The sequence below is a fragment of the Stutzerimonas tianxiuensis genome, from assembly GCF_053470365.1.
Map to the genome: position 1 here is coordinate 74,965 of NZ_JBPVWS010000014.1, position 26,131 is coordinate 101,095.

20 protein-coding genes are annotated in these 26,131 nt (G+C 61.4%); 13 read left to right on the forward strand and 7 right to left on the reverse strand.

The genetic code is table 11. The annotated features are described in order from the left end of the window. Positions 1 to 53: 53 nt before the first annotated feature. On the reverse strand, positions 54 to 1,835 hold the full coding sequence (gene gcl, locus ACSSNI_RS17305) for a glyoxylate carboligase (RefSeq protein ID WP_200638808.1): 1,782 nt from the start codon (positions 1,833 to 1,835) through the stop codon (positions 54 to 56). A 115-nt stretch (positions 1,836 to 1,950) separates the two neighbouring features. Between gcl and ACSSNI_RS17310 the strand changes: the two genes are divergently transcribed. The 6 genes from ACSSNI_RS17310 (at position 1,951) to ACSSNI_RS17335 (ending at position 9,021) form a co-directional block, all read left to right on the forward strand. Then, entirely contained in the window at positions 1,951 to 2,859 is a 909-nt protein-coding gene (locus ACSSNI_RS17310; RefSeq protein ID WP_200638810.1) for a LysR family transcriptional regulator, read from the forward strand. 103 nt (positions 2,860 to 2,962) lie between these two features. Beyond that, positions 2,963 to 3,808, forward strand: coding sequence for an exodeoxyribonuclease III (xth, locus tag ACSSNI_RS17315; RefSeq protein ID WP_159968793.1), 846 nt, complete (start codon positions 2,963 to 2,965; stop codon positions 3,806 to 3,808). A 136-nt stretch (positions 3,809 to 3,944) separates the two neighbouring features. Then, positions 3,945 to 4,253, forward strand: coding sequence for a DUF2946 family protein (locus tag ACSSNI_RS17320; protein ID WP_448259792.1), 309 nt, complete (start codon positions 3,945 to 3,947; stop codon positions 4,251 to 4,253). 222 nt (positions 4,254 to 4,475) lie between these two features. Continuing rightward, on the forward strand, positions 4,476 to 5,873 hold the full coding sequence (locus tag ACSSNI_RS17325; RefSeq protein WP_200638814.1) for a PepSY-associated TM helix domain-containing protein: 1,398 nt from the start codon (positions 4,476 to 4,478) through the stop codon (positions 5,871 to 5,873). Between the two features lie 187 nt (positions 5,874 to 6,060). Beyond that, the gene (locus ACSSNI_RS17330; RefSeq protein ID WP_200638816.1) at positions 6,061 to 7,338 is read left to right on the forward strand and encodes a sensor domain-containing phosphodiesterase; all 1,278 of its coding nucleotides are present in this window, start codon (positions 6,061 to 6,063) and stop codon (positions 7,336 to 7,338) included. 429 nt (positions 7,339 to 7,767) lie between these two features. Next, positions 7,768 to 9,021 (forward strand): sensor domain-containing phosphodiesterase, encoded by a 1,254-nt coding sequence (locus tag ACSSNI_RS17335; RefSeq protein WP_200638818.1) that lies wholly within the window; start codon positions 7,768 to 7,770, stop codon positions 9,019 to 9,021. A 66-nt stretch (positions 9,022 to 9,087) separates the two neighbouring features. Here ACSSNI_RS17335 and uraH read toward each other — a convergent pair whose 3' ends face one another. Beyond that, positions 9,088 to 9,498: a hydroxyisourate hydrolase gene (gene uraH / locus ACSSNI_RS17340; RefSeq protein ID WP_200638821.1), complete on the reverse strand. Its 411-nt coding sequence runs from the start codon at positions 9,496 to 9,498 to the stop codon at positions 9,088 to 9,090. Between the two features lie 13 nt (positions 9,499 to 9,511). Then, positions 9,512 to 10,006, reverse strand: a complete 495-nt coding sequence (locus ACSSNI_RS17345; RefSeq protein ID WP_200638822.1) for a GlcG/HbpS family heme-binding protein — start codon at positions 10,004 to 10,006, stop codon at positions 9,512 to 9,514. 146 nt (positions 10,007 to 10,152) lie between these two features. Here ACSSNI_RS17345 and ACSSNI_RS17350 point away from each other — a divergent pair, with 146 nt between their 5' ends. The 3 genes from ACSSNI_RS17350 (at position 10,153) to ACSSNI_RS17360 (ending at position 12,741) form a co-directional block, all read left to right on the forward strand. Next, positions 10,153 to 10,824, forward strand: coding sequence for a heavy metal response regulator transcription factor (locus ACSSNI_RS17350; protein WP_200638824.1), 672 nt, complete (start codon positions 10,153 to 10,155; stop codon positions 10,822 to 10,824). After that, a complete protein-coding gene (locus ACSSNI_RS17355) occupies positions 10,821 to 12,176 on the forward strand; it encodes a heavy metal sensor histidine kinase (protein WP_200638826.1) in 1,356 nt (451 codons plus the stop codon). Before ACSSNI_RS17350 ends, ACSSNI_RS17355 begins: the two co-directional genes overlap by 4 nt. A gap of 112 nt (positions 12,177 to 12,288) precedes the next feature. Beyond that, the gene (locus ACSSNI_RS17360; protein ID WP_102835820.1) at positions 12,289 to 12,741 is read left to right on the forward strand and encodes a ferritin-like domain-containing protein; all 453 of its coding nucleotides are present in this window, start codon (positions 12,289 to 12,291) and stop codon (positions 12,739 to 12,741) included. 73 nt (positions 12,742 to 12,814) lie between these two features. Here the strand turns inward: ACSSNI_RS17360 and ACSSNI_RS17365 are convergent, their stop codons facing one another. After that, positions 12,815 to 15,136: a putative bifunctional diguanylate cyclase/phosphodiesterase gene (locus ACSSNI_RS17365; RefSeq protein ID WP_200638828.1), complete on the reverse strand. Its 2,322-nt coding sequence runs from the start codon at positions 15,134 to 15,136 to the stop codon at positions 12,815 to 12,817. A 210-nt stretch (positions 15,137 to 15,346) separates the two neighbouring features. Between ACSSNI_RS17365 and ACSSNI_RS17370 the strand changes: the two genes are divergently transcribed. Beyond that, a complete protein-coding gene (locus ACSSNI_RS17370; RefSeq protein WP_200638830.1) occupies positions 15,347 to 16,267 on the forward strand; it encodes an AraC family transcriptional regulator in 921 nt (306 codons plus the stop codon). A gap of 2 nt (positions 16,268 to 16,269) precedes the next feature. Here the strand turns inward: ACSSNI_RS17370 and ACSSNI_RS17375 are convergent, their stop codons facing one another. From ACSSNI_RS17375 to ACSSNI_RS17385, 3 genes are all read right to left on the reverse strand, one after another. Next, complete coding sequence (locus ACSSNI_RS17375) at positions 16,270 to 17,799, reverse strand: sialate O-acetylesterase (RefSeq protein ID WP_200638832.1); 1,530 nt, start codon at positions 17,797 to 17,799, stop codon at positions 16,270 to 16,272. A gap of 330 nt (positions 17,800 to 18,129) precedes the next feature. Then, a complete protein-coding gene (locus ACSSNI_RS17380; protein WP_200638834.1) occupies positions 18,130 to 19,809 on the reverse strand; it encodes a response regulator in 1,680 nt (559 codons plus the stop codon). Then, the gene (locus tag ACSSNI_RS17385; RefSeq protein ID WP_200638836.1) at positions 19,793 to 21,319 is read right to left on the reverse strand and encodes an ATPase domain-containing protein; all 1,527 of its coding nucleotides are present in this window, start codon (positions 21,317 to 21,319) and stop codon (positions 19,793 to 19,795) included. Before ACSSNI_RS17385 ends, ACSSNI_RS17380 begins: the two co-directional genes overlap by 17 nt. Positions 21,320 to 21,764: 445 nt before the next feature. Here ACSSNI_RS17385 and ACSSNI_RS17390 point away from each other — a divergent pair, with 445 nt between their 5' ends. From ACSSNI_RS17390 to ACSSNI_RS17400, 3 genes are all read left to right on the forward strand, one after another. After that, complete coding sequence (locus ACSSNI_RS17390) at positions 21,765 to 23,072, forward strand: ABC1 kinase family protein (RefSeq protein WP_200638838.1); 1,308 nt, start codon at positions 21,765 to 21,767, stop codon at positions 23,070 to 23,072. A 66-nt stretch (positions 23,073 to 23,138) separates the two neighbouring features. Further along, a complete protein-coding gene (locus ACSSNI_RS17395; protein WP_200638840.1) occupies positions 23,139 to 23,840 on the forward strand; it encodes an SDR family NAD(P)-dependent oxidoreductase in 702 nt (233 codons plus the stop codon). Positions 23,841 to 24,281: 441 nt separating this feature from the next. Continuing rightward, positions 24,282 to 26,018 carry a sensor domain-containing diguanylate cyclase gene (locus tag ACSSNI_RS17400; RefSeq protein WP_448259739.1) on the forward strand — a complete coding sequence of 579 codons (1,737 nt, stop codon included), beginning with the start codon at positions 24,282 to 24,284 and terminating at the stop codon, positions 26,016 to 26,018. Positions 26,019 to 26,131 lie beyond the last annotated feature (113 nt).

Below are 26,131 nucleotides of genomic sequence, written 5' to 3' on the forward strand. Positions count from 1 at the left end.
AGACGGCAAAGCCTCTTCCACGCGTTGGTGGCAGGTCGCGCTCGGTGTAACGGTCAATCCAGCAACGCGACCGCAGTCGGCGCATCTGCCCGGCCTTCGGCCAGCGGCTCGAATTCGTTGATGGCGTCGATCTCGGTGCCCATGGCGATGTTGGTCACGCGCTCCAGGATCACCTCGATCACCACCGGTACCTGATGCTCGGCCATCCAGGCCTGGGCCTGGTCGATGGCGGGGCGCAGGTCTTCCTGCTTGAACACGCGGATCGCCTTGCAACCCAGTCCCTCGACCACCGCGACGTGGTCGACGCCGTAACCTTCCATACCGGCCTGATCGGCATTGATGTTCTCGAAGCCCAGCTGCACGCAGTAATCCATCTCGAAGCCGCGCTGCGCCTGGCGGATCAGGCCGAGGTAGGCGTTGTTCACCAGAATGTGGATGTAGGGCAGCTTGAACTGCGCGCCCACGGCCAACTCCTCGATCATGAACTGGAAGTCGTAGTCGCCCGAAAGCGCCACCACCTTGCGCATTGGGTCCGCGGCGACCACACCCAGCGCTGCCGGAATGGTCCAGCCGAGCGGGCCGGCCTGGCCACAATTGATCCAATGGCGCGGCTTGTAGACGTGCAGGAACTGCGCGGCGGCGATCTGCGACAGGCCGATGGTGCTGACGTAGCAGGCGTCGCGACCGAATGCGTTGTTCATGCACTGGTACACGCGCTGCGGCTTCATCGGCACCGAGTCGAAGTGCGTTTTACGCAGCAGGGTGCGCTTGCGTTCCTGGCAGTCGGCGGCCCATGGGGTGCGATCCGGCAGCTGGCCGGCGGCCTTGCGCTCTTTGGCGACTTCGACGAACAGCTCCAGCGCGGCACCCGCATCGGACGTGATGCCGAAGTCCGGCGAGAACACCCGGCCGATTTGGGTCGGTTCGATATCCACGTGCACGAAAGTGCGGTCTTTGGTGTAGACGTCGACCGAGCCGGTGTGGCGGTTGGCCCAGCGGTTGCCGATGCCGAGCACGAAGTCCGAGGCCAGCATGTTGGCGTTGCCGTAGCGGTGGCTGGTCTGCAGCCCGCACATGCCCGCCATCAATGGATGGTCGTCGGGGATCGAGCCCCAGCCCATCAGGGTCGGGATCACCGGCACGCCCACGGTCTCGGCGAACTCCACCAGCAAGGCTTCGGCACCGGCGTTGTAGATACCGCCGCCGGCGACGATCAGCGGACGCTCGGCGGCGCAGAGCATGTCGATGGCTTTCTCAATCTGCTTGCGGGTGGCGGCCGGCTTGTAGACCGAAAGCGGCTCGTAAGTGTCGATGTCGAATTCGATCTCGGCCATCTGCACGTCGAACGGGAGGTCGATCAATACCGGGCCAGGGCGCCCGGAGCGCATGACGTGGAACGCCTGCTGGAATACGCGCGGCACCAGTGCCGGCTCACGCACGGTCACGGCCCACTTGGTGACCGGCTTGGCGATGGACTCGATGTCCACGGCCTGGAAGTCTTCTTTATAGAGGCGAGCACGCGGCGCCTGGCCGGTGATGCAGAGGATCGGTATCGAGTCGGCCCAGGCCGAGTAGAGGCCGGTGATCATGTCGGTACCGGCCGGGCCCGAGGTGCCGATGCACACGCCGATGTTGCCGGCCTTGGTGCGGGTGTAACCCTCGGCCATGTGCGAAGCGCCTTCGACGTGGCGAGCCAGAATGTGACGGATGCTGCCGTCGGCACGCATGGCGGAATACAGCGGGTTGATCGCGGCACCGGGGATGCCGAAGGCGGTATCAATCCCTTCCTTGCGTAACACCGCTACGGCGGCATCGATTGCTCTCATTCGGGCCATGGGTCGTGTCCTCTTCGGTAACTCGATAGTTTTTATACGTGGCCCAAGCATGAAGGGCTGGCCGGAACGAGGGAATTGGCAGAAACTTCAGTTCTGTCGATATCAGGAGTATCGAATGGATCGCTACACAACCTTGCACAGCTTTGTGCTGGTCGCTGAAAACGGCAGCTTTGCCGCCGCTGCGCTGAAGGAAGGCGTAACGCCGGTGGTCATGGGGCGCCGGCTCGATGCGCTGGAGCGGCACCTGGGCGTCAAGCTGATGCACCGCTCGACGCGCGGGCTGGCGCTGACCGACCTCGGCGAGCAATACCTCGAGCGCGCCCGAGGGTTGCTCAAGGATTTCGACGAAGCCGATGCCAGCATCAGCCATGACCGCACCTCGGTGCGCGGGCACCTGGTGATATCGGCGCCCGCTGCATTCGGACGTCGACACATCGGCCCGCACGCGCCGGCGTTCCAGTCGCGCTATCCGGACCTGCAGCTGTCCTTCAACTTCACCGACAGCGTGGTCGATCTGGTGCGCCACGGTTACGACATGGGCATCCGCATCGGCGAGGTGACTGATCCCAACTATGTTGCCGTCAAGCTGTTCCCCAATCGCCGTGTGGTCTGTGGCTCGCCGGACTACTTCGAGCGCCAGGGCGTACCGCGCACGCTGGAAGATCTGGCGCGACACAATTGCCTGGCGTTCAACCTGCAAGGCGGGCAGCAGCGCGGCTGGACTTTTTTGCGGGACGGCAAACAGGTGGCGGTGCGGGTGGCGGGGAATCTCGACTGCAACGACGGTGAACTCTTGTTCGACTGGGTCAAGCAGGGCCTGGGTATCGGTTGGCGCTCGACCTGGGAAATTCAGGCCGAACTCAAGCGCGGCGAGCTGGTGACGGTGCTCGACGAGTACGCCTTGCCGGCCTATGACATCCAGGCGGTGTATCCGCAGCAGCGCTATCTGCCGGCCAAGGTCCGCTTCTTCATCGATTATCTGAAGCAGATCTACAACGCGCCGGGCTACTGGGAGGTGCGTTGAGTCGAACCACGTCGATCTGCGTCTGGTCGTAGGGTGGATGTCGCGAAGCACATCCACGCGCTGCGGCCGTCAAACAATCGCAGGCTATCGTCAGAGGTGCCCAGTGGATCAACTGAAAATCGCCACCTTCAACATCAACGGCATCCGTGCCCGTCGAACCAACCTGCTCGAATGGTTGGAGCGCGAACAGCCGGACGTGGTGTGCTTGCAGGAGCTGAAGGCGCAGGACGCCGATTTCCCAATCGATGACATTCGCGCGGCCGGTTACGGCGCCATCTGGCAGGGGCAGAAGTCATGGAACGGGGTAGCGATCCTGGCCAAGGGCGACGACCCGCTGGAGATCCGCCGCGGCTTACCGGGCGATCCGGACGATACCCACAGTCGTTATCTCGAAGCCGCCGCCCATGGGGTGATCGTCGCCTGCCTCTATTTGCCCAACGGCAATCCGCAGCCGGGGCCGAAGTTCGATTACAAGCTGAGCTGGTTCGAACGTTTCATCGAGCACGCCGCCGGCCTGTTCGCCAACGGCCATCCGGTGATACTGGCCGGTGACTACAACGTGGTGCCCACCGACGAGGACATTTACAATCCGAAATCTTGGCGAAAGGATGCGCTGTTGCAGCCGGAAAGCCGCGCATGCTTCGAGCGCCTTCTGGCGCAGGGCTGGACCGACGCTCTGCGCGCCAAGTACCCGGACGAGCGCCTCTATACCTTCTGGGATTATTTCCGCCAGCACTGGCAAAAGAACTCCGGGCTACGCATCGATCATCTATTGCTGAGCGCTGATCTGGCGCCGCGACTGGTCGATGCCGGGGTGGATCGCTGGGTGCGTGACCAGGAACACGCCAGCGACCACGCGCCGACCTGGATAACCCTTCGTGGTGAGGCTGTGCAGGACGAGTCTGAAAAACCGGCCAGGCGCAGCAAGGCCAAGAGCACTGCCAAGTAACTTCACTGGCGCCGGATTAAAGGTTCGGCGCCCATCCGTTTTCACTGGAGCCGCTAGCTGCATGCACCGCCGTCGTCGTGCTCCCGTCTGGATAGCCACCTTCGCCGTCCTGTTGCATCTGTGCTCGATGCCGCTGATGGCTGCGCATATGCGGGCCACCGCTATGGCAGGTGGGCATGATGCGATGGGCCAGCACCATGCGGTGAAGGTAGACCAGCATCACGGTCATGCCAGCGAGCCCGCGCCGGCGCAGAGTCATCATCAGGGTATGCCTTGCTGCTGTGCCGCGGGGTCGGCCTCGCTGGCAGCTATTCCAGCTGGCTCGCCAGTATTGCTTCATCCTCGGCTGGTGCCGCTCGGCAACTTGCCTTCGGTCACCGCACCGCTGTTATCGCCGCGGTATCGCTGGCCGAGCCTGAACCCCCGCGCCTCTCCTTTCGCTTGATCGATCAAGTGTTGTCTGTCCGGTAGCCGCCGGTGGCTGCGCTCGCGCCGCTGTTGGTTGCTGGCCCTTGCTGCAGGCCTGTTTCCCGGCCGGCAGCGCGAAAATACGGCCCCGCCTTTGTAGGCGCGAGCTTGCTCGCGATCTGATCCATTGCTGCGCTATTGATCGCAGCAAACTGGCTCTTACAGAGAAGCTGCTGCCGTTTCGATCGAGTAAGTAGTCATGACTTCAAGTACCGCTGGCGCCCGCCCTGAGGCGCCACTCCTGGCTTCCCGAACACAGCACCCACTGCTGGCGTTATTGATTCGTTTGCATCTGTATGTCGGGCTGCTGGTCGGCCCGTTCATCTTTGTTGCTGCCTTGAGCGGCCTGGTCTATGCGTTGACACCGCAGCTAGAGGACCGGCTGTACGCCGAGCAGCTCTACAGCGACAGTAGCGGTACGCCGCAGCCACTGGCTCGGCAGATCGAGGCGGCCCAGACCTATATTGGCGAAGCGGCGACGCTGTCGGCGGTACGTCCGGCACCGCAACCGGGCGCGACTACGCGCGTAATGTTTCAGGCGCCAGGCCTTGGCGCGTCTGAAAGTCGCGCCATATTCATCGACCCGGTTACAGCTGAGATTCGGGGCGACCTGCTCGTATACGGCACAAGCGGCGTGCTGCCGTTGCGCACATGGCTCGATCAGTTTCACCGCAGCCTGCTGCTTGGCGAGCCAGGGCGGTTGTACAGCGAGCTGGCAGCGTCCTGGTTGTGGGTCGCAGCACTGGGTGGCTTTGCGTTGTGGTACATCCGTCGGCGGCGCGGCGGAGGTCCGGTGCGCTCAAGAGGTCTGCGACGCTGGCACGCCACGCTCGGTTTGTGCCTGCTGATCGGGTTGCTGTTCTTCTCCGCGACGGGTCTGACCTGGTCGCGATGGGCCGGCGGCAACATCGGTGTTGCGCGAGCCGCACTGGGCATGTCGACCCCGAGCGTCTCGACCGCGCTGGATGGCGAAACGGCTGCACCTGTGGGCGAACATGCACACCACGCCGGAATGGCCATGTCGGCCCCCCGGGTGGCAGCACCGGAGATGTTCGATCAAGTCCTTAGCGCGGCCAGAGCGAGCGGAATAGAGGCTGGCAAGGTCGAGATCGTCCCGGCTGTCGGGCCAGATCGCGCCTGGACGGTGACTGAAATCGACCGCAGCTGGCCCACCCAGGTCGATGCCGTCGCTGTCGATCCGCGCACCTTGAGCATCACTGATCGGATTGATTTCGCGACCTTCCCCATTGCAGCCAAGCTGACGCGCTGGGGCATCGATGCACATATGGGTTCGCTGTTCGGTCTGGCTAACCAGTTGTTGCTTGCTGTCACGGCGCTCGGCTTGGCGTTCCTGGTGGCCTTCGGTTACCTGATGTGGTGGCGACGCCGCGGGCAGCGCCAAGCTGGTCGGCTGGGGGTGGTCGCGGTTCTGCGCAGCCTGTCGCCACCTGTGCGCTGGACCACGCTCGCGGTGGCGCTGCTGTTTGGCTATTGCCTGCCGGTTCTGGGCGGCAGTCTTCTGTTGTTCCTGGTAAGCGAGTTCGTTCTGGCAGCGCCCTGGTGTTACCGGCCCGACGCGGCTCAGCGGGATGGCTGACTTCAGGGTCCGATAGACCATCGCTGCGATTTTTGCGCCGATCGTCGGCGAAAGTACAGCGTCCGCGTTTGTATCAGTAGTATCGGGTCAGCTGTTCAGGAAGCCGGGCCAGGAAGGGGGCGGCTTTCAAATATTTTGGGTTCGGTCACTCGGCAAGACATGGCTGCCGTAGTGAGGGAGGGAGTCCATGTCTGACGATGTAAAGCCGAATCAAGCTGACCGTTTCACGGTTATCGACGATCCGGTATCGATCCTGCTTCGCCTTGAGGGTACGAATCTTTCACTCAGCGAAATGCTGACCGAGGCGCTTCATGCCGTGCGCATGCATCTGGGTATGGATGTGGCGTTTATCAGCGAGTTTCGCGGCGGAAGCCGGGTGTTTCGCTACCTTGATGGCAACTTCGTGCCACTGCAGCTCGCCATTGGCGGCTCAGATCCGCTGGAAGACAGCTACTGTCAGCGTGTGCTGGACGGACGCCTGCCGGAGTTGATCCAGGACGCGGCGCTCCTGCCCGAAGCCCTTGCCATGCCAGTGACCAAGGCCCTGCCGGTTGGCGCGCATCTCAGTGTGCCGCTGCGCTTCAGCGATGGTCGCCTCTACGGCACTTTCTGCTGTTTCAGCACTACCTCTGACGGCACGCTCAATGAGCGCGATCTGAACACCTTGAGGCTGTTTGCCGCATTCGCCGGGCGGTTACTCGAGCGGCATGCGCTCAGCGAGATGCGCTATGCCAAAATCCATAGTCGCATTCGTTCGGTGCTGGAAGAACGGACGTACTCGGTGGTCTATCAACCGATCATTCATCTGCTCGAAAACCGGATCGTCGGGTATGAAGCCTTGGCGCGCTTCAGCGCAACGCCAGCGCGAACGCCCGATCTGTGGTTCGCCGAAGCGGCATCGGTCGGTCTGCAAGCAGAATTGGAAATCGCCTTGATCGAAGCGGCGCTCAAAGGGCTCGCTTTTCTGCCGGAACAGACTTACATGTCCCTGAATGTCTCGCCGGCCACGGTGCTGACGGGGTCGCTCGCAGCGGCGCTCGCGCATCAGCCGCTTGACCGGTTGATCCTTGAGATAACCGAGCATGCGTCCATCGGCGACTATGAGATTGTCGCCAATGTCCTCGAACCACTTCGAGAGCAGGGGTTGCGACTGGCGGTGGATGATGCAGGAGCTGGATTTGCCAGCTTCCGTCACATCCTTAAGCTCAAGCCGGACGTAATAAAGCTGGATGGTAGCCTGATCCGCAACATCGATAGCAGCACCGGTTGCCGCGCCCTGGCGGCTGCACTGATTCGCTTCGCGGAAGAAACGGGCAGCAAGGTCGTGGCTGAGTGCATCGAAACCGAAGCGGAGTTGGCGGTGCTGCGGGAGCTCAAGGTGAACAAGGCACAGGGCTTCCTGCTTGGTCGCCCGGTTCCCATCACCGCGCCGGTTTCCGCAGCGTTCGAGCAGGCTTTCTCGTAGCTGCATGAGAACTGGTATCGAAGGTCGCGCTGGCATCGAGGGTTAACAGGGATGATGGGTAGTTGGCGTGATAGCGGTCCGATGCCGCCGACTGAGCGAGGGGGATGTAGGTTGAGATTGTTGGGAGCTGCTCTGAGGTTTACATGGCACCGCTGCAAAGGCTTGGTGTCGTGATCAACAGTTATTGAATCAGTGAATGGGCCGCTAGACCTTGCCCCATAACGCCCCGAGGGCCGCTGCGCAAGGTAGGCTGATCGCAGAGGCTCGCACCCGGGAACCGATCATCTGGAACCTCAGTAAGGCGTCTGAAACAAACCACACTGTCGACAAGTCTTAACCTTGCAGCGGGGCTGCAGCGTTAACCTTGTTGCGGATAAGGCGATCCACTCAAGCCGTCGAAGCGAAACGGCTATTTCACCGGAGGTGTGAATGCTGCAGAACGTTCGGTTGGGCCCCGAAGTTTTCGAGGACAGGGGTGACGCGGCCTCCATGCTGCGGGACATAGAAACAGCGGGCCACTCGGTGGGCGATATGCTCTGCGAGGCGCTGCGCTCGGTGCGTTCGCATCTGGGGATGGACGTCGCGTTCGTCGCCGAGATGGTGCAGGGTTTGCGGGTGTTTCGCCATGTGTGTGGTCGTGACGACTCGCCACCGATATGTGTCGGCGGCTCTGACCCTCTTTCCGACAGCTACTGCCAGCGGGTCGTTGACGGCAGACTGCCGCAGTTGATCCCGGACACCAGCAAGCTTCCCGAAGCGGTGGCGCTGCCAATTACCGCCATCCTCGGTATCGGCTCCTATATCAGCGTGCCAATCCGCTTCAGCGATGGCCGTTTATACGGCACCTTCTGCTGCTTCAGTTCCAAGCCTGACGGCACCCTGAACGAGCGTGACCTGGACACCCTGCGGTTGTTCGCCGACTTTGCCGGCCGACTGCTCGAAACACAGGCCAGGGAGCAACGAGAACACGAGGAGCGGCTCGCACGGATCAATGGCGTGCTGAGCGAGCAGGCCTATAACGTGGTGTATCAGCCAATCTTCAACGTGCTACGGAACAGCGTGGTCGGCTACGAAGCGCTGGCGCGGTTCTCTGGTGAACCGCAACGTACCCCGGATCTCTGGTTTGACGAGGCCGAGCAGGTCGGTCTGCAGTGCGAGCTGGAAATGGCGCTTGTCAAGGAAGCGTTGAAAGGCCTGGGCGACATTCGCCGAGACTGCTACCTGTCCATTAACGTCTCGCCGGAAACCATTCTGGCCGGCGCAGTCGGAACGCTATTGGAAGGCCAGCCGCTGGACCGGTTGATGCTCGAGGTGACCGAGCATGCTTCGGTTCGTGACTATGACCTGATTGCCGAAGCGCTTGCGCCGATGCGAGCGAAAGGCCTGTTATTGGCCGTTGACGATGCAGGTGCCGGCTATGCGAGCTTTCGCCACATCCTCAAGCTCAAGCCGGACGTGATCAAACTCGACGGCAGCCTGATCCGTAACATCGACAGCAACCGCGACTGCCGAGCACTCGCTTCGGCGCTGATTCGTTTCGGCCAGGAAACTGAGTGCAAGATCGTCGCCGAATGCGTCGAGACGGAGGCTGAACTGGCCATTCTGCGGGAACTGCAGGTCAGTAAGGCGCAGGGCTATCTGCTTGGCTGTCCGCTGCCACTGGGTGACAGGCAGATGATCTAGACGAGGCCGCGACTGATAGCTGCAGCCCGCCTGGCTGCGACTATCAGTGTGGCAGGCTCTGTGGGCTCAATTACCCCGGTAGGTCGAGAAACCGTATGGGCTGAGCAACAGCGGGATGTGGTAGTGCGGCACGGTACCGTCCACCTCGAAGATCACCGGGACCTCCGGGAAGAAGCTCGCCGTGGCGTGTGCCTCGAACCAGTCACCGGTTTTGAAGGTGACGCGGTAGGTGCCTTTTTCCAGCGCCTTGCCTTGTGGGTACAGCGCCGTGATGCGGCCCTGCTGGTTGGTAACGCCATCGTTCAGCGCAGCCCACTGGTTGCCGTTCTGCTTTTCCAGGGTGACCTTTACATCGGGCGACGGCAGGCCATCGTTAAGGTTGAGCACATGCACGCTGAGCGGGTTATCGGCCGCCATGGCGAGGCTGGAAAGACCGGCGAGGACGAGGCTGGCGCAAAGGGTTTTCAAAGAAGTCATGGTGTTTCTCCGATCAGAATTTGGAAGGCAGCAGTTGAGCGATTGCCTGGGTGGCGCAGGCTTCGTCTGTTTCGGCGCCGCCGGCACCGGCTACGCCGATGGCACCAATCACCTCATCGCCGACGCGCAGCGGAACGCCGCCGCCCAGAAGCAGCAATTCGTCGAAGGTGTTGAGATTGGCGGCGTCCGGGTTGTTGCGCGCACGCTCACCGAACAAGCGAGTGGGCGTCTTGCTCGACAGTGCGGTATAGGCCTTGCGCTGTGCCGCGATGGTGTTGTGCGGACCGACATTGTCATCACGCTGTAGTGCGACGAGGTTGCCGCCGCGATCAACCACTGCCACAGCGGCAGTACGGCCGTCGGCATGGCAGGCGGCCATGGTCGAGTCGAGCAGGGCGTTGGCCAGTTGCAGCGATACGTTCTGCTGGTTAACGGGTTGTGGCGTGGCGGCCAGCGCCTGGGCACTGGCAAGCGCCAGGCCGAGCAGCGACAGGGGAACAATGCGCATCGGTTTCTCCTCAATGGGCTCCGTGGAGCAGGTGGCGCCATCCTGTGCGGGCGGCCCCGTCAAACCCATTGCCGGTGAATTACGTATTTGTAATGGGATAAACGCACTGGCCGGCCTAGCCTATGCGCCTCGCCCGGGAGGTACAGATGCGCATACTGGTGGTGGAAGACGAATTCAAGACAGCCGACTACCTACGCAAGGGCTTGAGCGAATCCGGCTATCTGGTGGAGGTTGCGCTCAATGGTCTGGATGGTCAGCACCTGATTCAGGAGAGCGAGTTCGATCTGATCATTCTCGACGTCATGCTGCCCGGCATCGACGGCTGGCAGCTGTTGCAAATCGTGCGGCGCAGGGCGCAGACGCCGGTGCTCTTTCTCACCGCACGCGATGCCGTGGAGGATCGGGTCAAGGGCCTTGAACTCGGCGCTGATGATTACCTGGTGAAGCCGTTTTCCTATGCCGAGCTGCTGGCGCGGGTGCGCACCTTGCTGCGCCGCGGGCCGCCGCGTGAGGTCGAGCATTTCAAGGTGGCCGATCTTGAGCTGGACTTGCTGCGCCGTCGCGTCAGCCGCAACGGCGAGCGGCTGACGCTGACCAACAAGGAGTTCGCGCTGCTGCATCTGCTGCTCAGCCGCGAAGGCGAGGTGCTGTCGCGAGCGCAGATCGCTTCGCAGGTCTGGCAGATGAATTTCGACAGCGACACCAATGTGGTGGATGTCGCCATTCGCCGCCTACGCGCCAAGGTGGACGACCCCTACCAGCCCAAGCTGATCCATACCGTACGCGGCATGGGCTACCTGCTGGAGGCGCCGGAATGAGCCTGATGCCACGCTCGTTGAGCCTGCGGCTGGCGCTGATGTTCGCGGTGGTTAGCACGGCGCTGCTGGGTGCGATCGGTTTTTATCTGTACCAGTCTCTCGAGCGCGAGATCGCCTGGCGCGACGATCAGGCCTTGCTGGGTCGGCTGGAGCGCATGCGAGCCCTGCTCGATGACAGCGATAGCATCGAGGCATTGCGTGAGCGGCCCCAGCTCTACGCCAACATGCTCGGCAATCGGGACAACCTGCTCTGGGTGCTGGGAGAGGGCGGCCAGCCGCTGATCGAGATCAACCCCGTTCAATTGGCGATCCCGCAGCTGCCGCTTGAAGCGCAGCCGCAACTCGATGACCTTGGCGACAAGGCGCGCCTGGCCTGGGTGCATATCGAGCGGGCGGAGGGCGGTCTGACGCTGATTGCCGGCAAATTGCTGACCGAGCGTGAGCAGATGCTTGCGGCGTACCGCCTGAAGCTCTGCCTGGCGCTGGCAGCCGGCGCGCTGCTGGCGTTTCTCTTGGGCTGGCTGGTGAGTGAGCGCGGGCTGCGGCCGGTGCGTCAGCTGACCCGCCGCGCATTGGCGATCGACGTCCAGCACCTGCACCTGCGAATCGACGATTGCGCCGAGTTGAGCGAGCTGCGGGCCTTGAGCGATGCACTGAACCAGATGCTGGCGCGGCTGGAGGCGGGTTTCACCCAGCTGTCGCGGTTCTCCGAGGACCTGGCGCACGAGATGCGCACCCCGCTCAGCAACCTGATGGGCCAGACCCAACAGGCGCTGCGTCGGGTGCGTTCGCTGGAGGACTACCAGAGTCTTATGGCGTCAAACCAGGAGGAGTACGAGCGCTTGGCGCGCATGATCAACAACATGCTGTTTCTCGCACGTACCGAACAGGCAAACGAACAGGTCGGCCCGGAGGAGATCGATCTGGCCGAAGCGGTGGAGCAGCTCGGCGACTATTTCGAAGGCATTGCCGAAGAGCACGGCATGCGCCTGCACAATGAGGCAACCGGCAAGCTGCGCGCCGATCCCGAGCTGCTGCGCCGGGCGCTGGCCAACCTGATCGCCAATGCGCTGCGCTACGGCGAGGCGGGGACGGCCGTAACCGTGGCCAGCCAATGCATCGGCGACCGGGTCGTGATCAGCGTCGCCAACAAGGGGCCGGCGATTCCTCCAGAGCACCTGCCGCGCCTGTTCGACCGCTTTTATCGGTGCGATCCGTCCCGTGCCGAGCCGGGCGACTCTGGCGGGCTGGGACTGGCAATAGTGCGCTCGATCATGCAGTTGCACGGGGGTGAGGTGCGGGTGACAAGCGACGCATCAGGCACCAGCTTCAGCTTGTCTTTTCCTTGTTGAGCCCGGCTTCCACCGGGCGGCCCGGCTGAACCTTTGTCGAAACGGCACAGTCGACTTAACAGGTTGGCCGTGTTTGTTCCGGCCCGTTCAAAAGCCCTTAGGAGGACTCTTCATGGATACCAAAGACACCATTTCCGTACTCAACGATCTCATCGAAACCAGCAAGGACGGTGAGAAGGGTTTTCGCGAGTGCGCTGAGGATCTGAAGAATCCGCAGCTGAAGACCACCATGAACCAGCGTGCCCAGGATTGCGCCACGGCGGCCGCCGAGCTGCAGCAGTTGGTACGCACCCTGGGTGGCGACCCAGAAACCACTACCAGCACTGCAGGTGATATGCACCGCCGCTGGGTTGACCTCAAGACGATGGTCACCGGCAAGGACGACGAAGCCATTCTCAATGAGTGCGAGCGTGGCGAAGATGTCGCCCTCAAGAGCTACCGCAAGGCGCTGGAAAAAGACCTGCCGATGGATGTGCGTTCAGTCGTGGAGCGCCAGATGCAGGGCGTGCAGCGCAACCATGATCAGGTCAAAGCACTGCGCGACGCCGAACGCGCCCGTAGCTGATTGATCGATGCAGTGAAGGACGCCGGCCATAGTGCCGGCGTTTTTCGTCCTACATCGATTGCGGGCTAGCGCTTCACTCCAGTACAGGTTCCGCCGTGCTTGTGAACGGCTCGTATTGGTAGAGCTGTTCACCGGACATCGGGCGGCTGAAGTGATAACCCTGAGCGATGTCGCAGCCGGCCAGCTTCAAGTAGACGAGCTGATCACGCGTTTCCACGCCCTCGGCCACTACGGTCAGACCCAGTCGCTTTGCCAAGGTGATGGTGGACGAGACGATGGGGTTGTCATCGTAGCTGTTGGACAGCGGGGCGATCAGTGCACGGTCTATCTTCAGCGTGCTAAGCGGCATCGAGTGCAAGTGGGCGAAGCCCGCATAGCCTCTGCCGAAGTCGTCAAGGCTGATGTTCAGCCCAGCCACCCGTAGCCGTTCAAGATGCTCGACCGCCATCCCTTCATCGTCCAGTACGACCGTCTCGGTAATCTCCAGCTCGAATTGCCAGTTTTCGATGCCGCGCTGTGCCAGCTCACTCAGCAGGCGTTCGCTGAAATCAGCTTGGCGCAGTTGCATCGCGGAGACGTTGACCGCGAGCCGCGAAGAGCGCCCTTGCGCCCGCCAGTGCTTGAGCTCCTCGAGCGCCAAACGAATCACTTCCCAACCGAGCGCGACAATGAACCCGCTGCGTTCTGCCAGCGAGATGAAACGATCCGGGTACAGGAGGCCGAACTGTGGGTGTTCCCAGCGAACCAGCGCTTCATATCCAATGACCTGCATCGAATCCAGCTGGATCTGCGGTTGGTAGTGAAGGACAAACTGTCGCTCGCTCAACGCTGCGACCAGCGACTGCTCCAGCGAGAACTCGTTGATGTCCGACAGGTTCAGCGAGGGATCGAAGAACCGATACTGGCCGCGGCCGCACTGCTTGGCCGAATACATCGCTGCGTCCGCACAGCGGATCAAGCCATCGAGTTCCTGGCCGTCTCGGGGGCAGATGCTCACGCCGATGCTCGGGCTGGTATTGACCTCATGTTCATCGAGGGCGTACACAGCGGTGAGCTTGTTCACCAGCTCGCGCACCCAGGTATCGATCTGCTCTTCGCTGCGGTCGCCTGCGAGCAGCACCACGAACTCATCACCGCCAAAGCGAGCCGCCTGATCGCCTGTCTCCAGCGCGCGGCTTATCCGTCCCGCCACGGCTTGCAGAAGCAGATCCCCGACCTTGTGTCCCAGCGAGTCGTTGATCGACTTGAAGCGGTCCATGTCGATGAACAGAATCGCCATCAAACGACGCTGGCTGCGCTGCCGCGCCAATGTCTCTGCGCAGATGTCTATGAACTGCCGGCGGTTGTGCAGGCCGCTGAGGTGATCGGTGGCAGCTGCATGGCTGCTGCGCCGATGCTCGTCTTCCAAACGGCTGATCAGCTCCTGGTTGATTCGATGCTCCTGCTCAAGTGCGCAAAACGCCTCATGACGTTTGTGCAGCAGCCGGATCGTCCAGATCATCCCTACAAGAATCACCAGCGTCATGCCCAGGTTCATCCATAGTTGATGGCTGAAGCTGCGCTGTTGCGCTTCGAGGATTTCATCGACCTGCTGGCTGACGACCATGCTGAAACCGCTGTCACGAACTCGGCTGTAGAGGCTTTGATATTCGTCCCCAGCGCGATACTGCGTGGCCCGGCCTGCATCCTTCGCTGCGGGCAGCGTGGGCGTCAGACCTTTGCCAGTTGCGACAATCCCGCCGTTGCTCAGGTACAGCCGTTCCTCGTCGGCGCTATCCAGCAAACGCACCAGGCCGGTATCGCCAAGGTCACTGTTGTGCAGCAGCGCGGAGAGATAGCCGACGTCCAGCTCCACCAGCAAGATGCGCTCAAGCTCTAGCGAGCTTGGGTTCGTCAGTGGTAACAGGAACGGCAGCCGCCAGCTCGCTGACGCCGGCTCCTGTTGCGAGTCGGTACGTCGGGGCAGGTAGGGTTTATTACCGTATTGCGTGATGTGGGCCCGAAATTCCCCGAGCCATTGTTCCGGCAGTGGCGGAGCGTGGGTCGAGTGGGTGGAGGCGAGTGCTTGTCCGTTCAGGTCGTAGAGGCTTGCGCGCTCGAGCATAGGGTCAGCGGCCAGCCGCTGGGTGATGCCTTGGCTATCAGGCGTCTGGTCATCCGCAGCGCCGAATGAGAGCGAGCCGATTACCTGTGTTCGGTCGATAAGTTGTCGCAGGTTTTCCGCAGCCATACTGGCCAGGCTCAGATGCTCGGCGGCCTTGGCTTGCAACGCCTCCTTCCGAGACGACTGTTCGTGATGCCAGTAAAGCCCCCATAGGAATGTCAGCGTGGCTATACAGAGTGAAAGCAGCAGAAGCTGGGGGAACTTGGGGGATGACAGAAACCGTCGAATCACGGCACAGCACTCGCGCGATGGTGTGATGTCAAAATATCATCATGATGTGTCACAACAATGACAAATATTGGAAACGTTCCCAGCGGTGCAGGTTGGTGCTTCGACGCAGGTTAGCCGGTCTGTCAGCAATCGAGTCGCGCCTGTGTTGCCTCAACGCAGAGAATGCCAAATGAGCTGCTAAGCTGATTCATCCGATTCCAGAGTCCGTCCATGAATTCTTTCATTTCTCCGATAAATGAAGAGACCAGCGCCCAGCGTGCCGAGCTGGCACGGCTGGTCGAGGGTGCCGTCAGCGGCGACGGCATGCACCCGACCGCCATCGAGCCGTTGCATCTGATCCGTTGCGCAAAGCCTGGCGAGGTGACCTACGGGCTGCACAAGCCCGCGTTGTGCGTCATCGTGCAGGGCGGCAAGGAAGTGCGCCTGGCCGACGAGCTGTATCGCTACGACCCGTTGCACTATCTGGTGGTGTCGGTGACGTTGCCGGTCGCCGGCTGCGTCATTCGGGCGTCCAGCGATGAGCCTTACATCTGCATTCGGCTGGACATCGATCCGTCGCTGATTGCCGGGCTGGTCGCTGAGGCCAGCCTGCCACCAACGCCGAAAGACACTGCAGGGCGCGGCCTCTATCTGGACCGTATCGACGCGCCGCTGCTAGATGCCACGCTTCGGCTGGTGCGCCTGCTGAGCAATCCGAATGACATTCCGGTCCTGGCGCCCCTGGCCTTGCGCGAGATTTTCTACCGCCTGCTCTGCGGCCCGCAGGGGCATCATCTGCAGGCGGTGGCGCTGCAGGGGAGTCAGTCGCACCGGGTCAACGATGCTATCGAATGGCTCAATCACAACTATGTCGAGCCGCTGCGCATCGAGGAGCTGGCGCGACGGGTCAATCTCAGCAGCTCCAGCCTGCATCATCGATTCAAGGCACTGACGGCCATGAGCCCGTTGCAGTATCAGAAGCAGCTTCGCCTGCAGGAAGCCCGCCGGTTGTTGGTGGTCGAAGGGTTGGAAGTGTCGGCTGCAGGGTACCGGGTCGGCTACGAGAGCCCATCCCAATTCAGCCGCGAATACAGCCGGCTGTTCGGTGCCTCCCCGGTCAAGGATCTGGCCCGCCTGCGCAACAGCGCCTGATCTCAACGCGCCGAGTCGTGTCCTCTGCTGGGCTTGACCTCGAAGGCAATCGACCAGTTGTAGAGCGGGTAGGGTTTATCCACCAGCGCTTCAATATTGGCTTCGTCCGGCATGCCTTCATCGGGCAGATATTCGTAATTGGCGTCCGCGACGGTGGGGGCACTGTCATGCAGTTCACCGGCGCCGCCTGTCGCATGGCTGGCATAGCGAATCGTCGGGATGCCCACCAGATCGCGGCCAACCACCAGGCGCAACACGGTATCAGCGGCGGCTTCGATGTTTTCCACCGGTACCTTGCCCTTGTCATCGGTGATGACGAAACCGTAGTTCTCGATCATTTGCGCCTTGTGCCCCAGATAGGGCTCGCTGAAGGCCAGCGGCGGATGAGGCACGTGGAAGTCCATCAGGATTTCACGGCCTTCGACCGTCGCGTGCAGAGGTGATAACGGTTGCCAGCCGCGCTGCTCGACCACCACCTGGTGGAATACTTTGCCGAGCATCTGGCCGAACCAGCGGTAGCCATTGGCCGACAGATGCGTGCCTTTGTCGACGTAGGGATAGACGGGGCCGGCCAGGTACCAGTTGGGCTCTTCCTTCGCCAGCTCCCACTGCGCAAGGCCGATGTCCAGGCTGCCATCGACGACCGATGTCTTGGCGTCGGTCTGGTAGCTGATGAACGCGGGCATCCGCTCCTGGCCGATGGCCTTGGCCGTGTCCTCGTTCAGGTCGTTGCGCAATTGACGCAGCATCTTCTTGTAGGTGGCCTTGTCGTTGACCCCGCCCTGTACCTCGGCATAGTCGTATTCGCCTTGCAGCCAGAACAGGGCGCTGAGGTTGTAGCTGGCGTCATCGGCCTGCGCGACCTGCCGGGCCTGATCCACCGCTTGAAGCACGCGCTTGTATTCGTGGGTGCCGCCGACCTTGGACAGCTGAGCAATGGAGCGGCCGGAGGTCGCAGCGTTACTGGCGACGAGCAAATGCTCCGGGTCGGCCTCGATGCCTTTGCTATCGAAATAGAGCCGCCGGGCCATGTTCAATGCGCCGACTTCCACCGACTCGCCTTCTTCCTGGGCCTTTTCTTCCAGCTGCGCAACGGCGTCGGCATCGAGCAGAACCTTCGGGTCGCGTTTGAGTTGCACCACCGCCTGGAGCGGCTTGAACGCGGCGCCGCCGACAGGGACGAAGCGATCGCCGCTAAAGGTGGCCGAGCGCGTCGAATCTCCCAGCATGAGGTTGTCATAGCCCGGCTGCTTGGATAGCGCAGGCCAGCCCTCGGCAGCCGATGCCAGCGACTGACCGAAAGTGATGACGTGGTTGTACTTCGCATCGAGAACCGGCGGCTGATGCTTGGGCTGCTCGATCATTTCCTGGCTCCAGCGCTTGTTCTGCGCATCGCGCGCGGCGATGGCCGGTTCATCGGCATGGGCTAACAGTGGGGCGCCTGAAAGCAAAAGGCTAGTGAAAGCAGCATAAATGATCGGATTTCCAGGGAGCAGAATGGCTCGGCGGGACTGGTTGGAAGCAAAGGGCATCGATCGGGTCCTTGTGATTGAAGCGCAAACGAGCGCGATGCAAGGGGGGTACGGGAGCTTGCGGCGTACCGTAAAGGCAGGGCTGGCGTTTGACGACCTGGGAGGCGCTTAGTTCTGGAGGGATGTGCAAGCCATCAAGGCGATACACGTCGCGAGCAGTGGGGCAGCGCGGATCAACAGGCTTTCGAAGCGACAAGCCGGTCGATGACCGGAGTGCGCGTTCGGAGAGGACCAGTAACACGATTCGCGAGCAAGCTCGCTCCTACACCAGGCATGCTGCCGTCGTCCGGGCAACGGCGTTCGTCCACGGCATGCGCCAAGGCAGAACGATCAGGCCTCGATGACTTCGACTGCGCTCTTGAGCGCCGCAGCCAGCTCTTCCAGCCGATAGGGTTTTGCCAACACCTGCACACCTTCGGCTTCGGCCGATTGTTTGATCGCTTCGGCGTAACCACTGGTGAGCAGTACGGGCACGCCGAATTGACGCGCACGGATTTCGCGGGCCAGGTCCAGGCCGTTCATGCCGCCGGGCATCATCACGTCGGAGAACACCACATCGACCTCGCGCTCGTTGGCGAGCGCACCCAGCGCTGCCGCCGCGCTGGCTGCGTAGGTCACTTCGTAGCCAAGGTGTTCGAGCATCTCGCCGACCAGCGCCGCTACCTCTTCATCGTCATCCACCAGCAGTACGTTGCCGGCCGAACGCCGGGCCGGTTCGTCCACCGGTGGCTGATCCTTGGTGGGGTTCGGCAGGTTCACCGAGCGCGGCAGCAGCATCACGACGCTGGTGCCCTGGCCGCATTCGGAATCGATCCACACCGTGCCGCCGGATTGACGTGCGAAACCATAGACCTGCGCCAATCCAAGGCCCGAACCCTTGCCAATTTCCTTGGTGGTGAAAAACGGGTCGAAGACCCGGTTGCGAACGTCATCAGGTATGCCGACGCCCGAATCGATGACCGCCAGGCGAACGAAATCGCCCCTGCGACCGAGCACTTGCTGATCGGGCGCGTTGCAAGCCTGCAGAAGAATCGAGCCGCCCTCAGGCATGGCATCACGCGCATTGACGGCGAGGTTGAGGATGACCAGCTCCAGCTCCCCTGGGTCGACTTCCACCGGCCAGAGATCGGGCGCGAATTCTTCCTTGACGTGTACGTCGCCGCGCAGGCTACGGTCGAGCAGCTCGCGCATCTGGCTGATCCGCTGAGCCAGGTCGACAGCCTCGGGCGCCAGGGATTGACGGCGGGAAAAGGCCAGCAATTGGCGGGTCAGCGCGGCGCCACGCTGGGCGGCTTGGCGCATGCCGTCCATGAGGCGCTTGCGGCGCTCCATGTCGTCGCGGCGGTCGAGCATGTCGAGCCCGCCGGAGATGACCATCAACAGGTTGTTGAAGTCATGTGCGATGCCGCCGGTAAGCTGGCCGATGGCTTCGATCTTCTGCGTTTGCCGCAGGGTTTCTTCGATGTGCGCGCGCTCGGCCATCTGCGTGCGCAATTCGAGGTTGGTACGTTCCAGCTCGCTGGTGCGTTCGACCACCAGTGCTTCGAGCTCCTGGGATGCCCGTTCGCGAGCCTCGATCAGGGCGCGCACTTCGTACTGGCGCAGCCGCCCGCGTACCGCGGCCTGCACGGCACTGGTCAGGGTGATGCTCTGCACCGGACGTTCGAGCAGCGAAACATTGCGCAGCGCCGCGACCATGCGTTGCCGCCAGGCGGCAACAGCGGGTTGCTGGTGCTTGCTGGTGAGGACCACGAAAGGAAAATCCGACCAGGGCGGTTGTCGATCGACCCAGTTCGATAGCGCTTGAAGGTCATGGCCGAACAGGCCTTCCTCAGCGATGAACACGGCAGACGCGTCGGTTTCGGCGCGTTGCAGCACTTCATCAACGCCGTGACAGACCATCGCATCCATGCCGCTGCGGCGTAGCAGCTCGGCTGTGGCCGGGCCATCCCGGCCAATGGGGGCATAGACAACGATCCGCGGATGCTCTGATTTAGTGGGCGTTGTCATGCTCGTCTGTCAGTAGCTGAGTCGCATCACCGGTGTATTCCGGTGTGCCCGATAGAATGCCGCTGAAGTGACTCAACGGTGGCCCGACCTGAACGCTGCTGGCGCTGAGGCGGTACTCGCGAACGGTGTTCTCATGCCGCCCGCTGCGCTTTTTGACAACAGACAAGGCCCTGCGAACGATACCGGCGTGCTCGAAGTAGCGCAGCATGATAACCGCATCGCTTAAGTAGCTGATATCGATGGGCGTATCCATCGGGCCCACCAGGCCATGCTGGGCCAGCACCATGATGCTGATCACACCTTTCTGCCCCAGGTAGCTCAGCAGCTCGTGCATTTGCAGGATCAGAAAACGGCCGTCCGGCATCGCATGCAGGTAGCCGTTGAGGCTGTCCAGAATCACCAGCCGCGAGCCTTGCTCTTCCACACCGCGCCTCACGGCTGCGGTGAATTCGCCGGGCGACAGCTCGGCCGGGTCGACCTGTTGCAAATGCAGCAGGCCCTGTTCGACCCACGGCTCGACGTCGAGACCCAACGAGCGTCCACGTGCCATTAAGGTGCCGATATTTTCGTCAAAGACGAAAAAGGACACCTGCTCACCGCGCTTGCACGCTGCGACCGCAAAGCTCAATGCCAATGAAGACTTTCCAACACCGGCAGCACCCACGAACAGGGCATTGGTGCCCCGCTCCAGTCCGCCGCCGAGCATGGTGTCCAGCGCTGCATTCCCGCAGGAAGCCGCTTCGCCGATGTAATTCGAATGATGCTCTGAGGCGATCAGCCGAGGGAAGATTTGCAACCCGCCCTTGCGTATGACGAAGTCGTGATAGCCACCGCGGAACTGGATACCGCGCATCTTCACGACGCGCAGACGCCGCCGCTCCGCGCCATAGTCGATGGCCAACTGTTCCAGCATGACCACGCCGTGTGAAATCGAGTGCAGCTGCAGGTCGCCCAGTTCGGAGGTCTGGTCATCCAGCAGAATCACGGTGCAACGGCGCGTGGTGAAGAAGTGCTTGAGCGCCAATACCTGGCGCCGATAGCGCAGCGGGCTCTGCGCCAGCAGGCGCATTTCCGAGAGGCTGTCGAAGATCACTCGGGTCGGATTGGTTTGGGTCACACGGTCGAAGACTTGTTGAGTGGTTTCGCTCAGCTCCATCTCTGCCGGGTGCAGCACCGTCAGCTCGAGCTCTGGGTCGAGGCTGTCTTCCGGGGTGACGAGCTCGAATACGTCGACACCCTCGAGCGACCAGCCGTGACGCTTGGCGACCAACTCCAGCTCCTGCTTGGTCTCCGACAGGGTGACGTAGAGTACGCGCTCACCCTGGCGGACGCCTTCGAGCAGAAACTGCATGGCGATGGTGGTTTTGCCAGCGCCCGGGCTGCCTTCATAAAGGTACATGCGATTGGCATCGAGGCCGCCGCCGAGGATGTCGTCCAGGCCTTCGCTGCCGGTGGAAATACGTGGGAGTTCGTCGTCCGCGTTGAAGGAAAGATCACTTGAGTCGGTCATTCCGTACTCCTTACGCAGGCTTCTATTTCAAAGGAAGCCGCGTTGGTTGTTCCTGCCGGCCAAGTCCTTAATCCAGGCAAGGCCATGCGGAACACGCCCATAAAATGCCTGGTAGGCGGGTCGGGCAAAAACCCTCTCGAACGATCGTCAGAGGCGTGCCGAGCGAGCTTATTACAGGTGTTCGGCGGACGATAGCCGAGGGGCGTAGTCAGCTAATCCGACTCGCTTTTCCGCGGCCCGTTCCGTGTCAGGCTCTTTGTCAGCTGCGCTCAGGAGGGCTTTTCATGCGGGTAATGGCCTGCCACGTCACCGGTCGCTGGCGTTTCGCCAGTTGCTCCGAACGGGCTACTGACGTGTTGATGATGTAACAGGTTGCAACCATTGCCCCTTGGTTCACCTGGGCGGCTGCTCCATGATCATCCTTTGCCTGTGACAGGTAGCCTGCATGTCTCGTTTCTCTCGCCCATCGACGTCAGCGCTGGGGCGCTTCCTCAACCTTGGTGGCACTGGCGCCCGGATAGCAGGCAATCTGCTGGTGCAGCGCATCACACCTGGCAAGGCGCGTATCGACTGGGAGCCGGTCGGCTCATCGCTCGGCGAGACGCTAGGGCAGATGAAGGGCCCGGTACTCAAGCTCGGCCAACAGGCTTCGCAATGGCAGGACGTGTTGCCCCAGCCGATAAGCGCGGCGCTGTCTCGTCTACAGAACCAGGTTCCTTCGCTGCCGTTCGCCTCGCTTGAGTCCTACCTGCAACGTCTCTACGACGGGCAGCTGTACGAGCTGTTCGAAACCATCGAACCCCAACCCGCTGCGGCGGCGTCACTGGGGCAGGTACACCGCGCACGTGATCGGCAGGGGCGGGCTCTGATCATGAAGGTCCAGTATCCAGGCATTCGCGGCATCTGCGACGCTGACCTCCGACAGTTGCGTCGCTTGATGCCGCTGGGGCGGCTGTTCGGCACGCCCTCGGCGCGGCTCGAATCCGTCTACCGTGAGCTGCAGCGCGCCATCGACCAGGAGCTCGACTACGAGGCCGAGCGCAACAACCTCGAGCGCTTTCGCCAGCATTTCAGCGGCTGGCCTGGCCTGCGCATTCCGTATGCCGTCCCGGCGTTGTGCCTTCCGGGTGTGCTGGTGCTGGAGGAAGTGCCGGGGCGCTCAATGAACGAGGTCGACCAGGCGGCCCTCAAAATTCGGCAACAGCTGGCCGAAGCTCTGTGCGACTGGCTTGCCGAGCAGGCGTTCGGCCTGGGACTGCTGCACGCGGACCCGCACCCAGGCAATCTCGCCTGGACCGAGACCGGGGAACTGGTGGTCTACGACTTCGGCAGCGTCGTGCCGCTGCCGGAGCGCTTGCTGCGTGCTTATGTACAGATCTTCGACGCCCTGCGCGGTCCCTCCAGCGAGGCGCTGGAGGCGGGCTTCCAGGCACTCGGAGGGCGCCAGCCCGGCAGCGCGCCGCCGCATAGCCTGTATCGACGCATCCATTTGCTGCTGCATCCGCTGCTGCAACCGGGCGCGGAATGGGATTTCCGCGGCGCGTCCCTGCATCAGCAGCTGGTCGAGCTCTCGCCTTTGCTGATGTCCGCACTCGGCAGTCTGCAGCCGGCGTCCGGTACGCTACTGGTCAATCGAACGCTGGAAGGGCATTACTGGAACCTCTACCGGCTCGGCGCCTGTCTGCCGGTGGCCGACCTGCTGGCGAAGCACATCGAGCAATGGCGCACCGGTTTGCCCGACAAACCAGGCTAAGCGCTCAACCCTAAAGTCGGACCCGACCATTCCAATCAGGCCTGATCGCGGCCAGAGGCAAACAGAATGCAGATGGATTCTTTTCCCGAGGGATATCGCGCACTGGTCATCGGTGCCTCTGGCGGCATCGGTGCTGCGCTGGTCGAAACGTTACGGGCGGACCCGCGTTGCGCCTCGGTAACTGAACTTGCGCGCTCCACCATACCGCCGCTGGACCTAACCGACCCCACCAGCATCGGACAAGCCGCGGCGGAGGTAGCCGGGCAGGGCCCGTTCCACCTCATCATCAATGCGGCGGGTGTGCTGCACAGCGACGCTTTCATGCCGGAAAAGCGCCTCGCCGACCTCGATCACCAGCAGCTGCTCGACACCTTCCAGGTGAACACCTTCGGTCCCGCGCTGTTGCTGCGACACTTCTGTCCGCTGCTCGACCGCCAGCGCGGTGTATTGGCCATGCTCTCAGCCAAGGTCGGCAGCATCGGCGACAACCGCCTCGGCGGCTGGTACAGCTACCGCGCTTCCAAGGCCGCGCTGAACATGCTGATCAAGACGGCTGCCATCGAGGTCAAGCGCAGCCAGCCGAATGCCGTGTTGCTGGCTCTACATCCGGGTACGGTGAGCTCCCGCCTGTCACAGCCTTTCCGCGGCAGCGAAATAGGCCGGCCGGCCAGCGAGGCGGCCGATGACCTGCTGCGCGTCATCGACGGGCTGGGGCCGGAGGCCAGCGGTGGGTTTTATGCATATAGCGGAGAGGGGTTGCCGTGGTAATCACTGCTTGTCGGGGCGAGCCGGGAAGGGGCTGCCGTTCTGCTGAAGACAGATATATGTCTGCTCGGGTCTGATGGGCGGGCGGCTGCTTTAGGTCAAAGCAGGCAAATCATCCTGCACCACCACCACATTAGCAGCGCCAAATTTCAAGCAGGAGCGTGACGACTTAACTTCGCGGAACATCTTGCGTGCAGGGCTCAAGAATCTGCAAGAAGCCAGCGCTACCGTTGAGCGCCACGGGACATATGCCGAGGCAGCCAGCGAAGGCAAATTATGCAGCTACCATCCGCCTGATCCAAGACCCGCGCATATATCAGGAAAATACTATGTATACAAAGGTCAACATGGGATTGGCGGTCGGATTTGAGTATATTCGCTTCGAGGGAACCGCAGCGCACAGATAAACCCCGGCACACGCGAACATAAGACAGGCTTTGGCAGATGGATCTATACAAGCAGGTGTTGTTCGCACTTATGTTTCTGCTGGCAGTGGAACAGACATGTGCCGCATCACAGTTGGTAATTGACCAGGGCCCAGTCGAACTGACCGACTTTAATATGGGCTACCTCGTCGATCCCTCGCGTACCCTAACTTTTGAACAGGCCAGAACCCAGCCGTTCAAGGAAACCAGCAACCGGACCTCCTTGGGCACTGATGCGCGAGTCGCCTGGTACCGGCTGGCTCTGAAGAATGCATCGAGCGCGGATCAGAAGCTGTTTGTCCATCTGCCACACGCCTACCATCTACGCTCAGTCAGTATTTATCAGGAGCGAGACGGCGAGCTGCTGCGGCACGAAGTGCTAGATCTGAACCAAACGGCCGGTTCCGATTTGATGTATCGCGGGACTGTAGTTTTCCCTCTGACGCTGGCGGTGCAACAGTCCACCACGCTCTACGTGCGCAGCTTCTCTTATTCGCATCAGTGGTTTGCAGTCGAAATTTTTGATGAACAAGCCTCGCGTCTAGCACTGGTAAGTATAAACACCGATATAGCCCTGATGGTCGGAATGCTACTCGCGCTAGTGCTTTACAACGCGTTGCTATATTTCGCTACCAGTAACCGGGAAAATATCTACTACTCGCTGTATCTGATTTCCGGACTGACTTGGATTGCACTGTCCTACGGCCTGATCGCCAGTGTGTTCAACGGATATGGTGACGCCGTTTTCCAGCTGAACATGTCACTGATCACAATGCCGATCTTCCTGCTGCTATTCATGATGGCTATCTTCGAAACCAAATTGTTCTACCCGGCCGAGCACCGTTTTTTACAGGGATTGATTGCACTCCTAACAGCGACCCTTGTCTGGTCCGTATTCGATATTTCCGCTGCGCTCAAACCGGCAAGCAGCTTGGCGGCGCTTATGATGCTGGTCACCTTTTCGGTCAGCATCTCGCTGTACCGTAAGGGCCATCCGCTCGCAAAGTATTTCTTGGTCGGTCATAGCTTCTTCGTACTGTTCAACATCCTCGCCGTGCTCACCTATAAGGGGCTACTTTCGCCGAGTTACGTAAGCAGCCACGGGGTGGGTATCGGTATCGTGCTCGAAGCGCTGACCCTGGCATTCATCATCTCTCACCGTATCAAGCTGCTTGAAGACATGCGTGCCTCCCAGGAGGACCTGAAGAAGCAGGCCGCCACCGATCCGCTAACCAAGTTGTATAACCGACGGTTCTTTTTCCCAGAATCAGACTATTTGCTGGAGTTGGCCAGACAGACCCGCACTCCGATGTCGATCGTGACCCTGGATATAGACCACTTCAAGCGCATCAACGACTCCCACGGCCATGCCTGTGGTGACAAGGTCATCATGTATCTGGCGAAAACACTGAAAGAGGAAAGTCGCACTGTTGACCTTGTTGCACGTTTGGGCGGCGAAGAGTTTGTTGTCCTGCTACCAGGTGCCAACCTGTTGGAAGCCAGTCAGTGTGCTGAGCGTATCCGTCTTGCAGTGCAGGCGCTGGAAGTCGCTGTCAGCATAGGCGAGAACATTCAGGTAACTGCAAGCATTGGCGTCGCGGAGATCAATATCGAGCAAGAGAGTATTGAAACCGCGCTGGGGCGCGCCGACAGGGCGCTGTACGACGCCAAGAAAAGCGGGCGCAATCGCGTGTGCCAAGCAGAGCCCGTTGTGATGTCCAGCGTCCAGACGTTGGCTGATCAAGTAACCGTTTGAATTAGGCGGTGCTCTGTAACCCTCTAGATTGAGTCACGGCGCTGCGTCTTCGCATAGTGGAGTCACTATTGGCTGTATATCCATACAGATAAATCTTGCTTCAGGCATCACCG